The sequence below is a fragment of the Rathayibacter tritici genome (assembly GCF_001641005.1).
Taxonomy (GTDB): Bacteria; Actinomycetota; Actinomycetes; order Actinomycetales; family Microbacteriaceae; genus Rathayibacter; species Rathayibacter tritici.
Map to the genome: position 1 here is coordinate 133,033 of NZ_CP015515.1, position 19,943 is coordinate 152,975.

Genomic DNA, 19,943 nt, shown 5'->3' on the forward strand with positions numbered 1-19,943 from the left:
CCTGCAGAAAGCGAGACCGGAACGTGACACCGTTGTCAGAAGGTGCCGGAAGGCGCCCCACCATGAAGCACGTGGCTGCTCTCGCGGGGGTCGGCATCAAGACGGTCTCGCGCGTCATCAATGGCGAGCCGAACGTCTCGACCGCGACGATCGAACGAGTGCGGGCCGCCGCTGCGCAGTTGCAGTACCAGCCCGACCTGCACGCGGGGAACCTCCGCCGCTCCAACGGGCGCACGAACACGCTGGGCCTTTTGGTGGGCAGCGTGGCCAACCCGTTCTCGGGAGCCCTGCACCGTGCGGTCGAGGATCTGGCGAACGAGCGCGGAGTGGCGGTCTTCGCCTCCAGCCTCGATGACGATCCGGCGCGCGAGCGCTCCAGCGTGAATGCGTTCGTGTCGCGGCGCGTCGACGGGCTGATCCTGACCACCGTCGCGCCGAGCCAGGCCTATTTGGGTGTCGAGGTCGCCCGCGGCACGCCCGCCGTGTTCGTCGACCGCGTCCCCTCGGGCATCACGGCGGATGCGGTGATCACCGATAACGCGGCCGGCATCGCGCGAGCGGTGGGTCACCTGGTCTCCTTCGGACACCGCCGCATTGCATTCCTCGGCGACCGGCCCGAGATCTTCACGGCCAAGGAGCGCGAGCGCGGCTTCCATGAGGAGATGGGTCGGCGCGGCCTGCCGGTGCCGCCCGAATACGTCCGCCACGGCGCGCACAACGAGCACGCGGCCGAGGAGATGGCGACCGCGCTGCTGGAGCTTCCGACGCCGCCGACCGCGATCGTCGGCGGGCAGAACCTGATCACGATCGGGGTGCTCGCCGCGCTGCGCGGCCGAGGCGCACACGGCCGGGTCGCGCTGATCGGATTCGACGACATCCCCCTCGCCGAGATGCTCGAGCCCGCCGTCTCGGTGATCGCGCAGAACCCTGCGCTGATCGGTCGGACGGCGGCGGAGCGCGTGTTCCTGCGGCTGGACGGCGAGGACGAGCCGGCGCAGACCTTTGTGATCCCGACCACGCTGATCGCCCGCGGTTCCGGAGAGGTGCCCTGCCCGCACTGAGTGCTACGTGGACGCAGTCTGATCTTTTTCGCAGAGAATCCTTGAATTGTCCGGAGGACAATCCGTAGATTGCCCCTGACTTGACAACGTTGTCAGTCATGACACGCGCAACGAAGGGCGTTCTTCCATGCATTCTCCTCATCGCTCACTTCCGCGACGCAGCGGCCTCGTGGCCGCCGCCGCCGCGCTCTGCCTCGTCGGCGGCGGACTCTCCGTCCCGGCCGTCTCCGCCGCTCCGCTCGACCCCGCCGCTCCGCTCGACCCCGCCGCAGAGACCTATCGTCCTGCGATCCATTACTCGCCGACGAAGAACTGGATGAACGACCCCAACGGGCTCGTCTACTACGAGGGCGTCTACCACCTCTACTACCAGTACAACCCGCAGGGCACCCGCTGGGGGAACATGAGCTGGGGCCATGCCACCAGCACCGACCTGCTGCACTGGACCGAGCAGCCGCTCGCGATCCCGGGCGACGCGGAGTCGGATATCTTCTCCGGCTCAATCGTCGTCGATAAGGACAACGCCTCCGGATTCGGCACCGCCGAGAACCCGCCCCTCGTCGCGATGTACACCGCCGCCTACAGGACGGGGGAGCAGGCGCAGGCACTCGCCCACAGCACCGACGCCGGGCAGACCTGGACGACGTACGAGGGCAACCCGGTCATCGACCGCGACCAGAACGACTTTCGCGACCCGCACATGTTCTGGTACGACGGCGGCACCCCGGAGTCGTCCTACTGGGTCGTCGTCACCGTGGAGGCGGACGACCACAAGGTGCTCCTGCACAAGTCGACGGACCTGCGGAACTGGACCGAGCTCAGCGAGTTCGGCCCGGCCAACGCGACGGGCGGAGTGTGGGAGTGCCCGGACCTGTTCCCGCTCGCGGTCGACGGCGACCCTTCGACCGTCAAGTGGGTCATGGTCGTGAACCTCAACCCGGGCGCGGTCGGAGGCGGCTCCGGCGGCCAGTACTTCGTCGGCGACTTCGATGGCACCACCTTCACCTCCGAGTCCACCGTCGGCTCCGACACCCTCCCCGAGGGAACCACCCTCGCCGGTTTCGACGACGGCACCTACAACGGCTGGACCGTGAACAACGAGCCGGGGAACCGGAAGAATGGGCCGTTCGGCGCCGCTCCGGCCACCGGATCGATCGACGGCCAGCAGGCGGTCACCGGTTTCGCCGGAACGGGGTTGATCAACGGCTTCAACGATGGGGACTGGCCGGTCGGCTCGATGCGCTCGCCCGATTTCACTGTCGACCAGGACCACCTGAACTTCCTCGTCGGCGGCGGCAACCACCCGCACGTCGACGGCACTCAGCTCGCCAATGATCCTCCAGCGGGCAGTGAGCTCTTGTTCGACGGCTTCGAATTCCCGGACCAGCAGAGCCTCACGGACAACGGCTGGACCGTGACCGGCGACTTCGCCGACGGCACCAATCCCTCTACGAACGGCGGTGAATTCTTCCTCGGTGAGAAGCGGATCAACACCTTCGAGGGCGGCCCGAAGGGCGACGACAACACCGGCACGATGACCTCTCCGGAGTTCACGATCGACAACGACCACCTCAGCATGCTGGTGGGCGGCGGTTTCCGACCGGAGGGCGATGCCCAGACCCTCGAGGTGCAGCTCGTCATTGACGACGAGGTGGTGGCGACCACGGCCGGCACGAACGACGGCGCCCTCAACTGGAAGAGCTGGGACGTCTCGGCCCACCAGGGGAGGACGGCGAGGATCGTGGTGCAGGACGGCGCGGCCGGAGGCTGGGGTCACCTGACCGTCGATCACGTGGTGCTCGCCGACACCCCCGCGCAGCTCCGCTCCGTCGAGACCAGCGTCACTCTGGTCGTCGACGGTGAGGTCGTCCGCACCGCGACGGGCAGCGACAGCGAGAGCCTCGACTGGGCATCCTGGGACGTCGGGGACCTCGCAGGGCGGACGGCGCACCTTCAGGTCGTCGACAACAACCGCGCGGGCTGGGGCCACATCCTCGCCGACCAGTTCATGCTGTCGGACGAGCCCGCGCAGAGCCGCCTCGTCGACTACGACTGGCTCGACTGGGGCCGCGACTACTACGCCGGAGTCACCTTCGACAACGCGCCCGACGGCAAGCGCATCATGATCGCGTGGATGAACAACTGGCAGTACGGCGAGGCGATCCCCACCGGCACGTGGCGGGGAGCGATGGCTCTGCCGCGCGAGCTGTCGCTGCAGACCGTCGACGGCGCCCCGGCGCTCGTGCAGAAGGTCGTCGACCAGACCGCGGGCCTCGCGAGCAGTGACGAGGCGTTCACCCTCGGCGCGGCCGACATCCTCGAGGGCGAGACGGCCCTGCCTGCCGCCGCCGCCGAGGGCAGCGTCTACAGGCTCGACGCGACCTTCAGCGCCGGCGATGCCGACTCGTTCGGTCTCTCCGTCCGCAACTCCGCCGATGGGAGCCAGCGCACGCCGATCAGCTACGACGTCGCCTCCGGTGAGCTGAGCGTCGACCGCACCCGCTCGGGTGACGTCGGCTTCGACGCCGACTTCCCCTCGGTCGAGACCGCGCCGGTGGCGTTGGAGGACGGGAAGCTGCACCTCGAGCTCTACGTCGACCGCGCCTCCGTGGAAACCTTCGCGCAGGGCGGCCTCGCGACGATCACCGATCAGGTCTTCGCCGACCCGAGGAGCACGGGCGTCTCGCTCCTCTCCTCCGGGGGAACCGCGCGCCTGGAGAGCCTGACCGTCACTCCGCTGCGCCCGTCGATGTTCACCGACCCGGCCGCGATCGCCACGCTGACCCCCTCGGGGCAGGCGCAGACCGTCGAGACCGGAGCGGCGATCACCGGCCTCGGAGTCACGGCGACGAACGCGGCCGGTGCTCCCGTCGCCGGCGCCGACGTCGCCTACACGATCGAGGGCCCGGCCCGCTTCGCCGGGGGCGGCACCACCGCCACCGCGACGACCGGCGCCGACGGCTCCGCTCCGCTCCCCGCGGCGACCGCGGGTCCCGGCACGGGTTCCGTCTCGATCACCGCGGTCTCGGGAGGCGTCAGTGCGCTCCTTCCCGTCGTCACGGTCGTCGCTCCGGCCACCCGGGTCGATGTCGATGTGACGATCACCGGCGTGAAGCGCGGCGGGTCGGTCGTGCTGACCGCCACCGCGACGAACGCCGGGAACACGCCGGTCCGCCTCAGTATCCCGACGCCGTACGGTGAGCTGAAGGTCACCTCGCTGGCGGCGGGCCGCACGAAGTCGGTGTCGGTGGACACGCACCTCTCGCGGCTGCCGGCTGGCTCGTTCCGTGTGACGGCGACCGCCCCCGACGGGACCCGGGAGACCCTCCGAGTGCTCTACCGCGGCTCCACAACGTAGTCGCCCTCCCGCCCTCCCCCGGAGGACGGGCTCTGATTCGTCACGAAGGGTCGCTTCCCGGACTCGGAAGCGACCCTTTGCGACGAATCGATCACCGGCCGGCGAGCAGGCGGCCGGCGAGCGGCTCGCGGTCGCGGGTGAGCGGAGCGGCGCGCAGGGCCCGCCGGTAGATCGCGTAGCGCCGCAGCTGGCCGGCCGCCGCCGCTGCCCGCGAGGGGCGCAGTCCGGATAGCCGGTACACGAGCATCCGCGCTGCCATCCCGGCGAGCACCACGGCGCGCCAGAGCTGCTGCTCCGCGTCGGAGCGGGCCAGCCGCCAGCCGTACAGGTCGAAGAGGTTCACGATCCAGGCGGTGCCGACGCGGCCGTCGACGCCACTGGAGGATCCGCCCATCGCGTGCAGGGCGTGCAGTTGCGGATCGAGGACCACGCGCAGGCCCTCGGCGCGCAGCCGCAGACAGATCTCGACGTCCTCGGCGTACATGAACCAGCGGTCGGTCAGGCCGCCGATCCGGTCCCAGACGGCCAGCGGGACCATCAGGCAGCCACCGCTGACCCAGTCGACGTCGCGCGGCCGCCCGTGCAGGTCGGCGGCGAAGAGATAGTGGCCCTCGAAGGCGGGGAAGCGCCGGCCGAGGCGCGAGAGGCCGGTCTGGTGCAGAAGCATCCGGCGGACGGTGGGGGCGTGCCCGGCGGCGACGATCACGACGTCCTCGCCCTCGTTCTCGAGCAGCGGGGAGACGGCGCCGATCGTCGGGTCGGCGTCCAGGAGTGACGCAAGCGAGCCGACGACGGCGGCCGAGATCTGCGCGTCCGGATTCAGCAGTAGCAGGTGGCGGCCGGTGGCGCGGGCGGCGCCGAGGTTGACCGCGCGCGAGAAGCCGGCGTTCTCGGTGTTCTCGACCACCGTCACGTCCGGGTACTCGTCGCGCAGCACGGCGACCGTCTCGTCGCGCGAGAGATTGTCGACCACCAGGATCTCGATGCTCTCGTCACGGTCGGCGAGCGCGTCGAGGCAGGAGCGGATCACTCCGAGGCTGTTGTAGGTGACGATCACGATCGACACGGTCGGCCCGCTCACGGCAGCACCGCCACCATCGCGGCGCGCAGGCGCGTCACCACGGCATCCCAGCTGTAGTACTCGAGCACCGCAGTCGGATCCGGCGGTTCCGGCGGATCGGCGACGAGCTCGCGGATCGATGCCGAGATCGCGGACACGTCGCGCGGATCGACGAGACGCGCTCGCTCGCCGAGGATCTCGCGGAACACCGGGATGTCGCTGGCGAGGATCGGCGTGCGGCAGGCGAGCGCCTCCAGGGTGGGCAGGCCGAAGCCCTCGTCGAGGGTGAGGAAGAGGAACAGCGCGGCGTTCTCGTAGAGCCAGCGCAGCTCCTCCGTCTCGATGCGGCCGAGCAGGCGCACGAGGTGGTCGTCGAGGGCGGTGCGGACGGCGGGCGAGAACTCGGCGAGCGCGCCGGATGCCTCACCGACGACGAGCAGCGGGAAGGAGGGGGAGAGCACTCCCGACGCGAGCGCGGCCTCGATGGTGGTGGCCAGGTTCTTGCGGGCGGTGAGGCGGCCGACGGCGAGCAGGAAGCCGTCGAATCCGTCGACCCCGGCGGGCGCGACGGGCTCCGCGGCGGCGAACGCCCGGCTGAGCCCGAGCCCGACGGGAACCGCGCGGCGAGCGGCCGATGTGCGGACGATGCGCTGCGACTCCGCGACGCTGCTCGCGATCACCAGGTCGGCACGGCGGACGGTGAGCGGCATGAGCGAGAAGTAGGCGCGCTCCTTGCGGGTGAACCACTCCGGATTCGTCAGGAAGAGAAAGTCCTGGATGAACACGACGGATCGCCCAAGAAGGGGGGTGAAGTTATGCGCGAGCGTGAAGTCCGGACGGAGACGGAGAGAGAGCAGGGCGAGTTCGACTATGGCGCTGACCCCCTGCGGCCGCAGTTTTGTGGCCACTACTCTGGCAAGTCCTGCCAGTTCTTGTCTCGCAAACTCTACCCCCGTCAGGGGTACGGCGACGACAAGTGAATCCTCAGGAAAGAGGCGCGCCCAGGTGAAGGTGATTTCGCGCATGACCTCGCGATTCGAGATCGGGCCGCGAATCCACCAATTACCATCGAGCAGGACCCGTAGGGACCTTCGGTGCGACGCTGTGCCGGGCATTCGACCCCTGTCTGGGAATGGGTTCTCATGGATGTCCCGACTGTACCGAACGGGCTTCCGCCCCGGACTTCGAGCATCCGGCCGCTCCGGGCCGCCACATCCGACGAGAGGGTCCGCATGAGAGTTCGACGCCGCATTGCCCTCGTTCGGTGGGCGATCGCCTCGCTGGGGGCGGTCGTGGTCCTCAGCGCGGTCGTCGTCGCGCAGACCCGGGTGGGCTCTGACGCCACCGCCGACTTCCTCAGCTCGGTCACGGCGCTCACCAACATCCTCTCGGTCATCGCGTTCGCGATCGCGGGCCGCAGCTCCTGGCGGGCCGCGCGCTCCAACGGACGCAGGAGCGCCGCGCCCACGGGCGAGTCTCCCAGGATCACGGCGATGCGTACCCTCAATGCCGCGACCCTGCTCAGCATGTCGGGCCTGTTCCTGATGATCTACGGGCCCGTCGCGCTCGGCGATCCAGCGCAGCTGAACCCGAGCACGATCGTTCTGCATGTGCTCGTGCCGGCGTTCGCCGTGATCGAGCTGCTCGCGGTGCCGGGCGAGCGCCCCGTCGATCTGCGCCTCGTTTGGCTGGTGATGGTGTTCCCGATGCTGTGGTTCGCGTACACCTTCGCGCGCGGCGCTCTCGCCGCGCGGTACGTCTACGAATTCCTCGATCCGGCGCTGTCGGGAGGGCCGCGCACCATCGTCGGGATGACCGTTCTGATCCTCTCGATCTTCTTCCTGATGGGTGTCGTTATCCTGTCCCTCCAGCGGTGGCGGGCGGCAGCGCCCGGGCGGCTAGTATGACCGCGATACCCGCCTTCGTGGGGTGTAACAACACCGTCGATCGACTGCCGTTCATCACCGCACGGCCCGGTAGTGCGACAGCAGAGTTCATCGGGCGATCGCATTCTGTGGGCGTCAGCACAACAAGGGAGAATCGGGACATGGGCAGGTCGGTCGTGATTATCGGCACGCGAGGTTATCCCAGTTACTATGGGGGTTTCGAGACAGCAGTAAGACGTCTCGCGCCATTCCTTGCGGAACAGGGCTGGGAGGTTATTGTCTACGGAAGACCGGGCAGCACTGCTCTCCACGACCCGGACTGCGATGAGCGCGTTATCACCCGGCAAACGCACGGCATCGAGAGCAAATCGCTCAGCACTCTCTCCTACGGCCTGACCGCCGCCCTCGACGCGGCGAAGCGCAAGCCCGACGTCGCTCTGGTGCTCAACTGCGCCAACGGATTCTGGCTGCCGATCCTCAAACAGCGCGGCATTCCGACCGTCGTCAACGTCGACGGGATCGAGTGGGACCGCGCCAAGTGGGGCCGCTTCGCCAAGTTCGTGTTCCACCAGGGCGCGGTCTGGACCGCCCGCCACGGTGACCGCATGGTCTACGACGCGGCGGCGATCCAGGAGCGCTGGAAGCGAGAGTTCGGCCGCGACGGCGACATCATCCCCTACGGCGGTGACGTCCCGCCGGACTACCCGGTCGAGCCGGGCCTGAACCACCGCGGCTACGCCCTGGTCGTGGCGCGCTTCGTCCCCGAGAACACCGTGCTCGAGTTCGTCGAGGCGGCCGAGCGGATCGCGCGCAGCCACGACGTGGTGATCGTTGGCTCTTCCGGCTACGGCGGCCCTCTCGATCAGGCCGTCAGCGCCCTCGCCCAGCAGAACGTTCGCGTGCACTGGTTCGGCCACGTCAGCGACGACGCCCGGCTGCACTCGCTCTGGCAGCACGCCGGGGCCTACTTCCACGGCCACAGCGTCGGCGGGACCAACCCGGCGCTCGTGCAGGCGATGGCCTGCGGCGCCCCCGTCGTCGCTCGCGACACCGTCTTCAACCGCGAGGTGCTCCGGCAGGCAGGTCGTTTCGTCGCCCCCACGCCGGACGCGATCGCCGAGGGCGTGCTCGCCGTGCTGAACGACCCGATCGAGCAGGAGCGGCTCTCGTACTGCGGGCATCAGCGGGCCGTGCACTCCTACTCCTGGGCCGAGGTGAACGCCGGCTACGAGCGCTCGCTGCTGAGCGTCATCGCCGAGCAGGCCACCGCGGGAGCGAGCAGGAGCCGGGCGTGAGGGCCCTGCGCGACCTCGGCTACGACGACCTCCTGATCAGCTACCACGTGGGTCCGCTGACCGGAGTGACGGCGGAGCGCGTGCGCACCGCTCTGCGCGATGTGCTGCTCTCGCCGCGCGGCGCCGTCCTCCTGCGTCGGCGTACCCGCGCGGGTCGGTGGCGTCGGATCGACGTGGCGGCGGCCCTGGACGCGTCGGAGCGCGCGGTGCGCGTCGTCGACGGCCCTCTCGAGCACGGGGAGCTGGCGCACCGACTGTTCGGTCGTGGTTTCGCCGCGGGGGAGCTGCCGGTGCGCCTCCTGTTCGACACTGCGACGGTCGGCTTCACCCTCCCGCACACGCTCTTCGACGGCACGGGAGCCACCGCGGTCGTGGCGCTCGTGATCGACAAGCTGGCCGCTCCGGGAGTCGACAGCATCGCCCCCAAGCCGCTCGCCGCCGCTGCGCTGCGCGAGGTGAGGGAGCGCTTCGAGCTGACGGGGCTCGCCGGCGTCCGCAAGGCGCGCGACACCTTCCGCACCCTCACCGCCAGCACCGAGACGGGGTACCAGCTCGACGCGACCCTCTCGAAGCAGGAGTCGGACCGGCTCACGCGCCTGGTCAGCACGGTGCTCGGCCCCGACACGCTCGCCGCGATCGCCGCGACCCCGGAGCAGGCACGCGAGGGCAAGCGTCCGGCCCGACCGCCGGTGTCGCTCAAGACGGCGAGCCTCGTGCTCCGCTGCCTACAGGATTGCGCGACCGACGGCCTCGACTTCCGGGTCGTGGTCCCCGTCGACTGCCGCCGCTGGGTCGACAAGGGCACCGAGGTCGCCGGGAACTTCTCGCCCTCCCTCCCGCTCGGCCGCCTCCGCGCCGATGACTGGTCGGCGACCTCGCTCCTCGAGCGGCTGTCCGCGGCCACGAAGTCCGGCCTCCCGGCGACCTGGCTGCTGGCGAGTGCGCTGCTGGGTGTGAAGAACCTCGTGCAGCATCCGCTCGCCGCCCTGCGCCCCCCGACGGGGACGCCCCGCGTGCCCTGGGAGATTCACGTCTCGCTGCCCTCGACTGAGGTACCGGTCTCGGAGGAGCTGCTGCCGCGGATCGAGCCGGACACCATGATCAGCGGGATACCCGCGCACCTGCGCTTCCCGCTCGGCGTCTGGGTCGAGCTGGCGCCGATGCGCGACTGCATGCACCTGAGCATCCGCGACGAGACCGGCACCTTCGCTCTTGACGGCTTCGAGGAGCGGCTGCTCGCCGCCGTCGGCGCCCGAGCTGCGGAGGCCTCGTGAGCGCTCTGCTGCGCCTCCTGAACTCGCCGATCGCCATGCTCGCGAGCCGCCTCTCGGTCGCAGCGCTCGGGCTGGTGAGCGCCCCGCTGATCGCGCAGGCCCTCGGCCCGAGCGGACGCGGCGAGACGGCAGCTGCCCTCGCCTCGATGTACCTGATCCCCATCGTGCTCGCGCTCGGGATGCCGCTGGAGATCCGGCGCCGCGTCCTCGCCGAAGCGGGCGACCTCGGCGCCGTCCGCACGGCTCGGCGGCTCGCCCTGCTGACCGGGATCCCGGCGGCGCTGATCGCCTGGCTGCTCACCTCGACCCTCCTCTCGGCGCTGGACGAGGCGGCGACTCTCGCCGTGTTCGTCGCGCTCACCGGCACGCCGCTCATGGTCTGCTGGATGATCGATATCGGCGTTGTCGGAGCGCAGCGGCGCTTCGGCGCGGTCGCGCTGCTTCAGGCCACGCAGCCGCTGGTGTACGTCGGCGGGATCGTCGTGCTGTTCCTGCTCGACAGGATCACGGTCTCGGGCGTGATCTGGTCGAACTTCGCCGGCTCCGCGGTGACGGCACTGATCGGTTCGCTACTCAACCGCCCCCGCGGGGTCGCTCCGGTGCCCTGGCGGCCGCTGGTGCGCGGCTCCGTCACCTTCTACGGCGCGCAGGCCTCGGACGCCGCCTACCAGCGCCTCGACCAGGTGATCATGCTGCCGCTGATCGGCTCGCACCAGGCGGGCCTCTACTCCGTCGCCGTGACGATCGGAACCCTGCCGGTGTTCCTCGCGCACGCGGTCGCCGCTCCCGTGTTCTCGGACATCAGCCGGACGGAGGGCGGCGCCCGCATCACGGCCACCGGTGACGCGCTGCGCTCGGCCTTCGCGGTCGGCCTGGCCTCAGCCGTATTCCTCGCCGTCGTCACTCCGTGGGGCGTGCCGTTGCTCTTCGGCGACAAGTTCGCGGAGGCGATGCCCGCGGTCTTCTTCGCGATCCTCGGCTCGGTCTTCGTCGTCGTCACCGTGAGCGCCGGCGAGGTGCTCTCGGCCCGCAACCGCGGGATCAGCCTGACCATCGCGCAGGGCGCCGGGCTGCTCACCTGCCTCGGGATCCTGTTCGCGTTCGGCCCGGCGAATGGGGCGATCGCCGCCGCCGTCGCCAACGCGAGCGGGATCCTGATGGCGCTGGTGGTCATGGTGCTCGCGATCCGGCCGCCGACGCGCACCATCGTCCCGCGGCCCTCCGACGTCCCCCTGGTCGTCCGCCGCCTCACCATGCGGGGCGGCTCGGCATGACCCGGACGGCGCCGCCGCTTCCGCGCGTAGGATCCCTGACCTTCGCCCGCGGCCCGGTCCGCGCCCGCCGATCGCTCCGCACCCTCCTCGGCGGTGACGGCCTCGGCCTGCCCTGGCTCGGTGTCCTCGCGCTGGTGTTCGTGCTCCCGGCGAACGGAGTCGCGTCCGCCTTCCTGCCCGGCGCCACGGCGACGGCGTTCGGTGCGATCAAGGACGGCGTGATCCTCGGGCTCTTCCTGCTCGTGCTCGTCAGCGGTCGAATCACGCGGGTGCCCGTGCCGATCGTGGTGCTGGTGCTGATGATCGTGGGGCTCGGCCTCGTCTCGGCGGTGTGGACCGCGAATCCGATCCAGGCGGCCTACGGCTGGCGCAACGACTTCCTGCCCTTCCTCGCCCTGATCGTCGTGCCCGCGGTGCTCGAGAAGCGCCACGTCGTGATCCTGGCGACTGCGTTCGTCGTCGCGGTGCAGCTCTCGTCGATCACGACGATCCTCACCTGGAACCAGGGCCTGGACTGGCTGTTCACCCTCCGGGTCTTCCCGGTTGCTCCCGGGACGCCGTTCCCCTCCTCGCTCTTCGTCGCCGGCAGTATCGTCCCCCGTGGCTTCAGCCCCTATAGTGCCCCGAACGAGAGCGCGGTCGCCGTCACGATCGCGCTCGCCGTGCTGTGGACGCGTCCGCGCTGGCCGCTCTGGCTGAAGGGGGCACTGACCCTCCTGCCGTTGGTCGCCGTGTACCTCACTCAATCCCGCAGCGGATACATCGGCCTCGCGATGCTCGCGGTGACCCTGGTGGCCTGGGCGCTTTTCCGGGCGAAGCCGATGCTGGTCTGGGCGATGCTCACCGTCTCGACCGCGGCGGCGATCGGAGGAGTCACCCTCTACCTCTACACGGACAAGGTGATCTCGCACGTCGCCGACCCGTCGCTGATCGGCCACAGCGACAGCCTGCTCGAGAACATCCCGCTGCTCGTTGCGCACCCGTTCGGCTTCGGTCTGGGCAAGGTGGGGCCGCGCGCGCAGCTGTACTCGACCGACAGCGTGCTGGTGGAGAGCTTCTTCCTGGTGCTCGCGATCGAGTCGGGCATCCTCGTGATGCTGCTCTTCGCTGCGCTGCTGGTGTACCTGTTCCTCCGCGGGCTGCGCGCGCCGACGCTTGACGGCTTCCTCCCCACGGCCGTGGTCGCGGGCACGCTGGTGAGCTACACAGTGCTGCCGACGCTCCAGGAGGGGCCGGTGGCGTACACGCTCTGGATCGTCTGCGGCATGGGGATCGTGGCAGGGCAGGCGGAGCAGGCGCTGCCGGCGGATCGCCCCGTCGTTGCCCGGCTGCGCGAGGCCCCACCCTCGCGGACCGCCGCCCACCTCGACGGGCCGCGCGCCGGCACGGGAGCGCACCTCGTCACGGCACGCGCAGAGGGGCGCCGCCGTAGGCTGCCACGCCCCCGCGTCTCAGGCCGACGCCGACGAGGCAGCAGTGACGAGCGCGGTGCGGGGGGCCTGCGCGACCACGGATCCGAGGACGTCGCCCCCGACATCCCGTAGGCGATCGGCCGCAGCGACGAGGTCGGCCGACGACGACACTCCGGCCCCGACGACGAGAACCGTCGTGGCGACCAGCTTGCCCAGCAGCACCGCGTCGGTGGCCGACAGGATCGCGGGCGAGTCAACGATCACGTGGTCGTAGCGGCGCGAGAGGTGCACGATCACGCGCTCCATCGCCGGGGTGCCGATCAGGTCGCTCGGGTTCGCCTGGCTGCCGCCGGCCGGGAGCACCGCCACGCCCTGGGCGCTCATCGGCAGCGAGCCGTCTGCGGGGAGAGTGCCCGTGCACAGCAGCTCGGCGAGCGTGGGCCCGCCGGTCGGGATGCGGAAGAGCGTCGACTGCGTCGGGTCGCGCAGGTCGGCGTCGATCACCACGACGGTCCGGCCGATCTGGGCGATGGAGACGGCGAGGTTCGCGGCCACCGTGCTCTTGCCGTCGCCCTCGCGCGGGGAGGACACGAGCAGGGTGCGCTCGGAGGTGCCGGAGCCGAAGAGGATCGTCGTGCGCAGCATCCGGAACGACTCGGCCACGGCGCTGCGGCCGTCCGCCACGAGGGGCGTCCGGCGGATCGCGGTGTCGTAGGGGATCGACTCGAGCACCGGCAGGGTGGTGCCGGCGACGTCCTTCGCCGAGCGGATGCGGGAGTCGCCGAGCGAGCGCAGCACCACGACGCCGACGCCGACGATCAGGCCGGTCGCTCCGCCGAGCACCAGGTAGACCAGCAGGTCGGGGCTGAGCGGCGAGTTCGGTACGGACGCGGCCTCGAGCACCTTCACGTCGACCCGGCTCGCTCCGCCCGAGACGGGGCGCTCGATCTGCGCGACGTAGCTGCGCAGACTCTCGGCGACCGCATCCGCGATCTGCGCCGCCCGCCGGGCATCGGCGTCGACCACATCGATGCTCATGATGACGGTGCCAGGGAGTGCGGCCGGGGTGACCTCGGCCGCGAGCTCACCGACGGACAGGTCGAGGTCGAGCTCCTCGATCACCGGCTGCAACACCGAGCTGGAGTCGACCAGCGCGACGTACGAGGCGACCCTCGCCTCCGCGCTGGTGAAGGAGGCGCCGACCTCGGCGCTGGACTGGTTATCGGCGGTCGACACTGAGACGAACACCGTCGTCTGCGCGCGGTACTCCGACTCCGACACCAGGGTCGCCACCGAGGCGGCCGCGAGACCGAGGGCGACGGCGATCGAGATGACGAGCCAGCCCCGGCGGAGGAGGCGTCCGTACTCACGAATTCCCACAGTGTCGTCCTTGTCGAGGAGGGATCCGACCGAGCGGATCGAGACGATGATCGTGCTGATCTCGATCCTCGCAGAATCGCGCCACCCGTCCGGGTGCCGAGCCGCAGTGACGGCACGATGATCGGCCTGCGGAGGCGCGCGTCGCCGGATCCGTCGCGTTCGGCCCGGTGGGTGTCGCTCGTCGACGGGCCTTAGCCGCGGCGCACCCGCAGGCGCGTCTCCTCCAGATCGAGCAGCGACTGAGCGTCGCGGAGGATGCGCTGCGGATAGGCGCGGCGCGAACGCGCATCGAGCAGCGCCTCCCGCTCGGCCGAGACGACCGCGAGCCGCAAAGCCCGGTAGAGGCGGTGCGGAGTGTCGCCGACCGCCCGCTCCGTGCCGCGCGAGCGCTCCCAGGCGGCCTCCGAGCGGAGGAACGAGGTCTGCCGCACCCGCTCCAGAACGTCCGGCGCCACGTCCTCCGCGCCCTCGACCACCTCGCCCGGGCGCTCCAGCACCGACAGGCCCTTCTCGGTGATCTCGTCGAGCAGGCCGGCGAGCGCGCGCTGATCTTCCGGTACGTCGATGCCGCGGATCCCCAGCGCCCGGATCAGCAGCGGCAGCGTGCTGCCCTGGATCAGCAGGGTTGCGACGGCCACGGTGAAGGCGATCAGCACGAGCTGCGGGCGGTACGGGATGTCCTCGGGGAGCGACTGCGCGGCCGCCAGGGTCACCACTCCGCGCATCCCGGACCAGCCGAGCACGACCCCGCCGCGCCAGCCGATGCCGTTGCGGCTGAAGTGCCGGTAGTCGCTGCGTCGGAGCTGGTAGCGCCGCTTCGCCCGGCCGCGCTCCTCCTTCGGCAGCCGTCTCGCCTCGGGTGACTCCAGCAGCTCCTTCTGCTCGCGGGCCCGGCGCTCGGCGCGGCGGGTCTGCCAGCGCTCGCCGAGGAGCACCGGCCCGACCCAGAGAAAGCGCACCACCATCAGGCCGACCATCGCGACCAGGCCGATGCCGACCGCGGCCGGTACCGGAAGGCTCGCGCTATCGGCGTCAGGGATCAGCGAGCGGATTTCGAGCCCGATCAGCAGGAACACGCCGTTCTCGAGCAGGACCTGCACGGTCCGCCAGTTGATCCGGTCGTTCACTCGCGACTGCGCCGTGAAGGCGCGGGAGGAGGCGTGGCCGGTGTGCAGTCCGGCGACGACCACGGCGAGCACCCCCGAGGCGCTCAGCCCCTCGGCGGGGATGAAGGCGACGAACGGGACGACGAAGGAGAGGACGGTGTTCAGCACCGGGTCCTCGAGCCGGGAGCGGACGAAGACGGTCACCACGCTGGCCACGAAGCCGACCACCACGGCGACGACCACCGCGTAGAGGAAGTCGCCGATCGCGGCCCACGGCGTCGCGAGCGTGCCCGCGGCGGCGGCGAGTGCCGAGCGAAGGAGCACCAGCGCGGTCGCATCGTTGATCAGCCCCTCGCCCTCGAGCAGGGTGAGCAGCCGGGGCGGGAGGCCGAGGCGCCGCCCGACCGAGGTCGCGGCCACGGCATCGGGCGGGCTGATGATCGCGCCCACCGCGATCGCCAGGCCCAGGCCCAGTTCGGGGAGCAGGAGGAAGAGGAGCGCGCCGACCCCGGCCGCCGAGATCAGCACCAGCACGACCGAGAGGCCGGTGATCGTGGCCAGGTTCCGGCGGAAGTCGATGAACGGGACGCTGAGCGCCGCCGCGTAGAGCAGCGGCGGCAGCACGCCGTCGAGCACCCACTCGTGCGGGACGACCACCTCCGGCACCCCGGGGATGGAGGAGAGGCCGACGCCCGCGAGCACGAGGACGATCGGCGCGGCGACGCCCAGGCGCCGCGAGAAGACGGCGACCGCGACCAGGACCGAGACGCCGACGATCGCGGCGATGCCCAGCTCCATCAGCGGTGGCTTTCGGGGGCGCAGGCGGGCATGGTCTCGTCTCCAGGGGTGGCGGGCGATTGCCTCCGACGAGTCTGCGCCTCCCGACGAGTGTCGGGCAGGGGGTTGCGAGGGCGGGTGCTCCGCACAACGTCAGCTGAGAGCGGGTCTCAGCCACCATCGTGGATGAGACGGTCTCTCAGCTGACGTTGTGCGGCGAGTGCCGGTGGAGGGGACGGATCTCAGCGGCGGAGGACGCGGGTGAGGCCGAGTAGCAGGGCCATCGTGCCGAGTGCGGCGATCACCAGGGCGAGCGCGGCGCCGGGTTCGAGGGTGATCCCGCGCTCGACGACCTGCGCGCGCAGCACCGGGTCGGCCGCGATGACGAGCAGGGCGATCGAGGCGGCGGCGAGCACGAGGCCGTAGAGGACGGCGCCGATGCGGATCCGCGGACGCGCGGGGGAGGGAGTGGGCGTGGTGGTCATCGTGCGGCTCCTGACTCGGTCGTGGCGGCCGGGGTGGCGCCGGGGGTCGGGGTGGCGGTGTCGTTCGTGGCGTCCGGGGTGGAGTCGTAGACGCGGATCGAGCCGCCCTCCTGGGCGATGCGGACCACGAACGGCTCGGCGTCCGGGTCGCCGAAGGTCTGCGTCCAGAGCTGCCGGCCGCCGTCGGTGCGGACCTCGCGGGGCGCTTCGACCGCGCCTGCGTCGACCACCCAGAGGCCGGTGTCCTCGGTGGTCGCCTCGAGGCGAACCGCGGTGCCCTCCCTCGTGGTGACGGACACCCGCCCGTAGCCGACCCAGAGGTCCAGCGGTTCGCCGGTGTCCTCGGAGCCGGGCACGACCGTGACCTGCAGGTCGCTCGCCGCAAGGGTCGCGAACCGGCCGGGCGCGGCGCTCGAGAAACCGTAGGAGCCGAGCACCGGCAGCAGCGTGCGGTCGGTCGGCAGCACGGCGGCGCAGGCGGCCGTCACCACCGCGACCGTCGCGAGGGCGATCAGCGCGATCGCGCGCCGCCGGAGCAGCCCGGCGAGCACGATCACGACGGCGAGCACGAGTGCGGCGGATGCGGCGCCGACGACGAGGGCCGTGGGTCCGGAGGCGGTGAGCGAGACCAGAGCGCCGGTCAGGGCGGCGGCCCCGAGGGCGAGCAGGGTGAGGCCCGCTCCCAGTCGAGGGTTCGCGGCGCGACGGAGGCGCTGTCGTTCCAGGCGCGCGGCGGTGACGGCGGCCGCGGCGAGACGCGCCTCCTCCGCCCGGGCGCGCGCCGTCTCGCGGGCTGACGCGGCCTGCTGGGCGCGAAAGGCTTCCCGTTCGGCGCGCCACGCCTCCTGACGCTCGCGCCACTCAGCGACGGCTTCGGGGGAGGAGGGGCGGACGTCCTCCAGGCCGGGATCCGGCGCGGGGTAGGCGGGGGAGGCGGCGGCGTCCGGCAGGGTTGCGGACGGGCCCTCGGCGGGGTACGCAGCGGCAGCGTCGTCCGACCGCCGGCTGCGCCGCACGACCCAGACCACGAAGGCCGCGATCAGTCCGAGCACCACGAGCGACCACAGCGTCCGCCCAGTCGCCGGTGCCCACGGCACCGCCCCCGTGTACGTGCTGCCGAGCGACCAGAAACCCTGCGCCACCGGCAGCATCGACGCGAGCACAAGGGCGCCGATGGCGGCGTGGACCCGGTCGAGCGAGCCGCGGAGCAGCCGCGCCACCGGGAGCGCGCCGTCCTGATCGGGCAGCAGCAGCCAGGCGGCGGCGTAAAGAAGGAGCGCCGGCCCGCCCAGCACCGCGACGACGAGCACGATGCCGCGCACGATCAGCGGATCGATGCCGAGTCGGTCGGCGATGCCCGCGCAGACGCCGCCGATCCAGCCGGGGCCGCGGGCGAGGTCGAGGCCGCGCAGCCAGAGTACGAAGCGGTTCTCGGCGACGGGCGGGGGGTCGGTGGGGCCGGGGGTGGACGGGCCGGTGGGCTGCGGCTCCTGCGGGGAGCCGCTGCCCGAGTCTCCCGCGGTGCCTTCGCCCGCGGGATCTGTCCCGATCGGCGTCGTCCCCGTGCCGTGCCGCTCCGTGCCGTCCGGCTCCGGGGCGACCGGCGGTGTCGTGCTCTGTCCTGTCATGCTGCGAGTCTCCCGCGCGTCCGGCGGCCCGGACCATCGGGGGAACCCCTGATCCGACCCTGAGAGCCCCCCGCTCACCCGGCCGACCTGTTTGGATGCAGGGGTGAGCACAGTCCCCGGCACCATCGCCCGCCCTCCGCTGCGGCGCCCGCGGACGATGCTGCTCGGCGGAGTCTGCGCCGCCCTCGCCGAGCACCTCGGCTGGAGCGTGCGCGGCACCCGCCTCCTCGCTCTCGCGACGATCGCGCTCGGCGGGGGCGGCGCCCTCCTCTACCTCTGGCTCTGGGCGCTGGTGCCGCTCGACGCGCGCGACCCCGAACCGGCCGTCCGCCGCTCCGCTCCCGTCGCCGGCCTGCTGACCCTCGCCGCTGCGGTCGCGGTGCTCGCCGTGCTGATCACCGTCGGTCGTGGTGACGACGCCGACGTCACCCGCGCCCTCGTCGCGGTGGGGCTGCTCGCGGGCGGAGCCGTCGCCTGGAGTCTGGGGCTCGACCGCGGCGACCCGGTGCGGCCTGCGCGCTACGGCTTCGCGGTGCGTCTCGCCTCCTGCTCGCTGCTGGTGCTCGCCGGAGCGGCCGTGCTCACCGGGCGCCCGAGCGCCCTGAACGCGGTACTCGCCGTGGGCGTGCTGCTGATCGCGGCGGGCGTGCTCGCTGCGCCCCGGGTGGTCACCCTCTGGTCCGAGCTGATGGGTGAGCGCGCGGCCCGCGTGCGCGAGGAGCAGCGGGCCGAGATCGCCGCGCACCTGCACGACTCCGTGCTGCAGACCCTTGCGCTCATCCAGAACCGGGCCGGAGCCTCCAGTGAGGTCGCCCGCATCGCCCGCGCCCAGGAGCGCGAGCTGCGCGACTGGCTGTTCGAGCGGGATGTCCCCGTCGCCAACGACCTGGCGGCCGAGGTCCGGTCGATCGCCGCCGCCGTCGAGCTCGACTACCCCGTGCACCTGGACGTTGTGGCCGTGGGCGCGTCGGTCCCCGGTGCCGCCGCCCTCCTCGCCGCGACGCGGGAGGCCGTGCTCAACGCGGCGCGGCACGCGGGCGGCGATGTCTCGGTCTACCTGGAGTCGTCCGCGCAGGGCGTCGACGTCTTCGTGCGCGACCGCGGTCCCGGCGTCGAGCTGGACGAGGTTCCGGGTGACCGGCTCGGCATCCGCGAGTCGATCATCGGGCGGATGTCGCGGGCCGGCGGCAGCGCGACGGTGCGCCCCGGAGCCGGTGGCACCGGCACCGAGGTGCATCTGCGGCTCCCCGCGGAGGTCGAGCGGTGACCCGCGTGCTGTTGGTCGATGACCACTCCATCTTCCGCTCCGGTCTGCGCGCCGACCTCGCTCCCGAGCTCGACGTCGTGGGGGAGGCGGCGGACGTCGACTCCGCCGTCGCCCTGGTCACGTCACTCGCGCCCGAGGTGGTGCTGCTCGACGTGCACCTGCCGGGCGGCGCGGGCGGAGGAGGGGCGGAGGTGCTGCGGCGCAGCGCCGGGTCGCCGTCGCGCTTCCTGGCGCTGAGCGTCTCGGACGCCGCGGAGGACGTGGTCGGCGTGATCCGCGCGGGCGCCCGCGGCTACATCACGAAGGCCAGCTCCGGCGCCGAGGTGAGCCGGGCCGTGCTCGCGGTGGCGGGCGGGGACGCCGTGTTCTCACCGCGTCTGGCCGGCTTCGTGCTCGACGCCTTCGGTGCGCTCGCGGGCGAGCAGGCGGAGTCGGTGGACGAACTCGACCGCCTCTCGGCCCGCGAGCGCGAGGTCATGCGCCTGATCGCCCGCGGCTACGCCTACAAGGAGGCCGCCGCCGAGCTCTTCATCTCGGTGAAGACGGTCGAGTCCCACGTCTCCGCGGTCCTCCGCAAGCTCCAGCTCTCCTCCCGATACGAGCTGACCGCGTGGGCCTCGGCCCGCCGGCTGCTCTGAGGTGCGCTCCTGCTCCTCGCCGCTGGGGCTGCGCCGCCCTTT

15 protein-coding genes are annotated in these 19,943 nt (G+C 71.6%); 9 read left to right on the forward strand and 6 right to left on the reverse strand.

The window, feature by feature from the left end:
- Positions 1-62 precede the first annotated feature (62 nt).
- Positions 63-1,061, forward strand: a complete 999-nt coding sequence (locus A6122_RS00605) for a LacI family DNA-binding transcriptional regulator (RefSeq protein ID WP_068250312.1) — start codon at positions 63-65, stop codon at positions 1,059-1,061.
- A gap of 127 nt (positions 1,062-1,188) precedes the next feature.
- On the forward strand, positions 1,189-4,419 hold the full coding sequence (locus A6122_RS00610; RefSeq protein WP_104261824.1) for a GH32 C-terminal domain-containing protein: 3,231 nt from the start codon (positions 1,189-1,191) through the stop codon (positions 4,417-4,419).
- Between the two features lie 91 nt (positions 4,420-4,510).
- Here A6122_RS00610 and A6122_RS00615 read toward each other — a convergent pair whose 3' ends face one another.
- Both A6122_RS00615 and A6122_RS16880 read right to left on the reverse strand, forming a co-directional pair.
- Complete coding sequence (locus tag A6122_RS00615) at positions 4,511-5,500, reverse strand: glycosyltransferase family 2 protein (protein WP_068250318.1); 990 nt, start codon at positions 5,498-5,500, stop codon at positions 4,511-4,513.
- A complete protein-coding gene (locus A6122_RS16880; RefSeq protein WP_167542326.1) occupies positions 5,497-6,387 on the reverse strand; it encodes a glycosyltransferase family 4 protein in 891 nt (296 codons plus the stop codon). The genes A6122_RS00615 and A6122_RS16880 overlap by 4 nt, the downstream gene beginning before the upstream one ends.
- Positions 6,388-6,711: 324 nt before the next feature.
- Here A6122_RS16880 and A6122_RS16885 point away from each other — a divergent pair, with 324 nt between their 5' ends.
- The 5 genes from A6122_RS16885 (at position 6,712) to A6122_RS00645 (ending at position 12,752) form a co-directional block, all read left to right on the forward strand.
- On the forward strand, positions 6,712-7,386 hold the full coding sequence (locus A6122_RS16885; RefSeq protein ID WP_068250324.1) for a Pr6Pr family membrane protein: 675 nt from the start codon (positions 6,712-6,714) through the stop codon (positions 7,384-7,386).
- Positions 7,387-7,526: 140 nt separating this feature from the next.
- Entirely contained in the window at positions 7,527-8,660 is a 1,134-nt protein-coding gene (locus tag A6122_RS00630) for a glycosyltransferase (RefSeq protein WP_068250327.1), read from the forward strand.
- A complete protein-coding gene (locus A6122_RS00635) occupies positions 8,657-9,934 on the forward strand; it encodes a hypothetical protein (protein WP_068250330.1) in 1,278 nt (425 codons plus the stop codon). Before A6122_RS00630 ends, A6122_RS00635 begins: the two co-directional genes overlap by 4 nt.
- Positions 9,931-11,208 (forward strand): lipopolysaccharide biosynthesis protein, encoded by a 1,278-nt coding sequence (locus tag A6122_RS00640; RefSeq protein ID WP_068250332.1) that lies wholly within the window; start codon positions 9,931-9,933, stop codon positions 11,206-11,208. The genes A6122_RS00635 and A6122_RS00640 overlap by 4 nt, the downstream gene beginning before the upstream one ends.
- Positions 11,205-12,752 carry an O-antigen ligase family protein gene (locus A6122_RS00645; RefSeq protein ID WP_068250334.1) on the forward strand — a complete coding sequence of 516 codons (1,548 nt, stop codon included), beginning with the start codon at positions 11,205-11,207 and terminating at the stop codon, positions 12,750-12,752. The genes A6122_RS00640 and A6122_RS00645 overlap by 4 nt, the downstream gene beginning before the upstream one ends.
- Here the strand turns inward: A6122_RS00645 and A6122_RS00650 are convergent.
- The 4 genes from A6122_RS00650 to A6122_RS00665 form a co-directional block, all read right to left on the reverse strand.
- Positions 12,660-14,000, reverse strand: coding sequence for a tyrosine-protein kinase domain-containing protein (locus A6122_RS00650; RefSeq protein WP_068250337.1), 1,341 nt, complete (start codon positions 13,998-14,000; stop codon positions 12,660-12,662). The two genes, A6122_RS00645 and A6122_RS00650, sit on opposite strands and share 93 nt — an antisense overlap.
- Before the next feature lie 191 nt (positions 14,001-14,191).
- A complete protein-coding gene (locus A6122_RS00655) occupies positions 14,192-15,904 on the reverse strand; it encodes a cation:proton antiporter (RefSeq protein WP_068250340.1) in 1,713 nt (570 codons plus the stop codon).
- Positions 15,905-16,125: 221 nt separating this feature from the next.
- Positions 16,126-16,368, reverse strand: coding sequence for a hypothetical protein (locus A6122_RS00660; RefSeq protein ID WP_068250342.1), 243 nt, complete (start codon positions 16,366-16,368; stop codon positions 16,126-16,128).
- Entirely contained in the window at positions 16,365-17,996 is a 1,632-nt protein-coding gene (locus tag A6122_RS00665; RefSeq protein ID WP_068250345.1) for a PspC domain-containing protein, read from the reverse strand. Before A6122_RS00665 ends, A6122_RS00660 begins: the two co-directional genes overlap by 4 nt.
- Positions 17,997-18,099: 103 nt before the next feature.
- Here A6122_RS00665 and A6122_RS00670 point away from each other — a divergent pair, with 103 nt between their 5' ends.
- Together A6122_RS00670 and A6122_RS00675 are read left to right on the forward strand one after the other, a co-directional pair.
- The gene (locus tag A6122_RS00670; RefSeq protein WP_068250348.1) at positions 18,100-19,263 is read left to right on the forward strand and encodes an ATP-binding protein; all 1,164 of its coding nucleotides are present in this window, start codon (positions 18,100-18,102) and stop codon (positions 19,261-19,263) included.
- Positions 19,260-19,901, forward strand: a complete 642-nt coding sequence (locus tag A6122_RS00675; protein ID WP_068250351.1) for a LuxR C-terminal-related transcriptional regulator — start codon at positions 19,260-19,262, stop codon at positions 19,899-19,901. Before A6122_RS00670 ends, A6122_RS00675 begins: the two co-directional genes overlap by 4 nt.
- Positions 19,902-19,943 lie beyond the last annotated feature (42 nt).

What these genes read in the sequence shown, in the direction of transcription:
- A6122_RS00610 (WP_104261824.1), top strand. Translation starts at nt 1,189, where the DNA reads ATGCATTCTCCTCATCGCTCACTTCCGCGACGCAGCGGCCTCGTGGCC.
- A6122_RS00630 (WP_068250327.1), top strand. Translation starts at nt 7,527, where the DNA reads ATGGGCAGGTCGGTCGTGATTATCGGCACGCGAGGTTATCCCAGTTAC.
- A6122_RS16885 (WP_068250324.1), top strand. Translation starts at nt 6,712, where the DNA reads ATGAGAGTTCGACGCCGCATTGCCCTCGTTCGGTGGGCGATCGCCTCG.
- A6122_RS00645 (WP_068250334.1), top strand. Translation starts at nt 11,205, where the DNA reads ATGACCCGGACGGCGCCGCCGCTTCCGCGCGTAGGATCCCTGACCTTC.
- A6122_RS00665 (WP_068250345.1), bottom strand. Translation starts at nt 17,996, where the DNA reads ATGACAGGACAGAGCACGACACCGCCGGTCGCCCCGGAGCCGGACGGC.
- A6122_RS00605 (WP_068250312.1), top strand. Translation starts at nt 63, where the DNA reads ATGAAGCACGTGGCTGCTCTCGCGGGGGTCGGCATCAAGACGGTCTCG.
- A6122_RS00655 (WP_068250340.1), bottom strand. Translation starts at nt 15,904, where the DNA reads ATGGAGCTGGGCATCGCCGCGATCGTCGGCGTCTCGGTCCTGGTCGCG.
- A6122_RS00660 (WP_068250342.1), bottom strand. Translation starts at nt 16,368, where the DNA reads ATGACCACCACGCCCACTCCCTCCCCCGCGCGTCCGCGGATCCGCATC.